The organism is Polaromonas sp. P1_G4, from assembly GCF_056405475.1.
The window spans coordinates 1-1,923 of record NZ_JBFUCA010000665.1; the positions used below are offsets into that span (position 1 = coordinate 1).

General features: G+C 62.9%; 3 protein-coding genes. 1 reads left to right on the forward strand and 2 read right to left on the reverse strand.

Annotation, left to right across the window (positions count from 1 at the left end; all coding sequences use genetic code 11):
* On the forward strand, window positions 1–733 hold a 733-nt coding region (locus AC1D1X_RS21970; protein WP_477699183.1), incomplete at its 5' end, for a lyase family protein.
* A gap of 182 nt (window positions 734–915) precedes the next feature.
* On the opposite strand, the gene AC1D1X_RS21975 is transcribed toward AC1D1X_RS21970, so the two are convergent.
* Window positions 916–1,233, reverse strand: coding sequence for a DUF2007 domain-containing protein (locus AC1D1X_RS21975; protein WP_477670608.1), 318 nt, complete (start codon window positions 1,231–1,233; stop codon window positions 916–918).
* A gap of 77 nt (window positions 1,234–1,310) precedes the next feature.
* Window positions 1,311–1,775 carry a DUF3717 domain-containing protein gene (locus AC1D1X_RS21980; RefSeq protein WP_477670607.1) on the reverse strand — a complete coding sequence of 155 codons (465 nt, stop codon included), beginning with the start codon at window positions 1,773–1,775 and terminating at the stop codon, window positions 1,311–1,313.
* Window positions 1,776–1,923: the final 148 nt, after the last annotated feature.

The following is a 1,923-nucleotide window of genomic DNA, read 5'->3' on the forward strand; positions in this document are numbered from 1 at the left end:
TCTCTCGGCCTGGCCCGACTTCGACTGGGAGGCCTTCAGCCGCAACGTGATTGAAACGCCGGAGCCGCTGGGCCTGGGCCTGACCTTCCAGCCCTACAGCATCCAGATCGAGCCGCACGACTACATGGCCGAGCTGTTTGACGCGGTAGCCCGCACCAACACCATCCTGATCGATCTGGCCCGCGACATCTGGGGTTATGTGAGCGTGGGCTACTTCAAGCAGCGCCTGAAAGACGGCGAGATCGGTTCCTCGACCATGCCGCACAAGGTCAACCCGATTGACTTTGAAAACGCCGAAGGCAACCTGGGCCTGGCCAATGCGCTGCTGCGCCACCTGAGCGAAAAGCTGCCGATTTCCCGCTGGCAGCGCGACCTGACCGATTCGACCGTGCTGCGCAACATGGGCGTGGCGCTGGGCTACGCCGTGCTGGCCTACAACTCAATGGGTGTGGGGCTGAACAAGCTCGAACTCAACCGCGAAGCGCTGGGCGACGACCTGAATGCCTCCTGGGAAGTGCTGGCCGAACCGATCCAGACGGTGATGCGCCGTTACGGTGTGCAGGGCGCTTACGAGAAGTTGAAGGAAGTCACGCGCGGCAAAACCGTGAAGGCCGAAGACCTGCACGCGCTGATCCGTTCGCTGGAAATTCCTGCTGCGGAAAAAGAGCGCCTGTTGAAGATGACACCCGGCAGCTATGTCGGCATGGCGGCCGAACTGGCGAAACGGGTCTAACCCCCGTCCAGGCTCACTGCGTGTAGCCTGTTCCCCCCCTTGCAAGGGGGCGGCGCCTGCGGTCTGGCAAAGCCAGTCCCGCGGCACCCTTGGTTGTGCCCACAGAACTCTTCAACCAAGCATGAGCCGTGGAACTGGCTTTGCCAGGCCACAGGCGGGCGGCCCCCTCGGGGGGCAGGGAACTACACGAAGTGAGTGACCGTGGGGGCTACAGCCTGACAGTTCCAACACTGCTCAAACCCGCCCTCGACGATTTCGCCACAGACGCACAGCCATCGCCGCTGCGGCATGTTCTGCAGGTTGTCGAGCAACTCCCGTGCGCGGTGTTCTTCTTCGTGGTGGGTGAGCCAGACTTCGGGCTGGCACTGGTCGGGTGGGAGTTCCCCGGCGACGCTGCCCAGAAAATAGCGCTGCACGCTGGCGGCAATACCGGCCTGCTGCAACACGTCGACCCACAGCGCCGCGATGGCGATATTGGGGGCACGCGTCAGTCTGAGCATGCCGTCAGTGTAGCGACATCACTATCAAATTCATAGCTGCTTGCGCTTGCCATATATGGGCCGCAAGCCCAAAAGGCCTAGATTTTTGGCATGGCGACCGGGGCGGGCGCCGCATCATTCTGCACATCCTTGTCCCGGTTCTCAAGGGCGCGGTCAGCGTAGCGGCCAAACCGCCAGGCAGTTGCTTCCTGCGTGATGCGCCGCCAGGTACCACGCTTCTCGGCGGGCGTCATCTCGGGCCAGTGCTGCACTTCGTCAAACGTGCGGCCGCAGCCCTTGCACAGGGCGTCCCCCTGGCTGGTTGAGCAAATGGCAATGCAGGGCGTGTCGGCTGTCGTGTCGTACCAGGTCCGCCACGCCGCCAGCGCCTTGGGCGGAAAGCTTTTTTCGTCGGCCTCATCCTCATGGTAGAAAACCAGGAGCGCATAGACCTCGGCGAGCGCACGCAACTCGGGCGCCAGCGTCACGCCGTCGGGCGAAGGCTTTTTGTCGCGCCAGTAATTGATGGCGGCTTCAATATCGGTGATGTGGATGCCGGGCATGGAACGGTGGGTCTAAGGGCTGCCGCTGAGCGGATGGAGCGAGCGCAAGGAGGCGAAGAATGGCGAGGAAGCGAAGTGGCAGCGCCGGGCCGTTCATTATCAGCCAGATGGGCGGGCCGGACGTCTATGGGGGAAATGGGGGCATATC

Bases quoted from the DNA above. Each gene is read 5' to 3' on its own strand.
- AC1D1X_RS21975 (WP_477670608.1), bottom strand. From the start codon at position 1,233: ATGCTCAGACTGACGCGTGCCCCCAATATCGCCATCGCGGCGCTGTGG.
- AC1D1X_RS21980 (WP_477670607.1), bottom strand. From the start codon at position 1,775: ATGCCCGGCATCCACATCACCGATATTGAAGCCGCCATCAATTACTGG.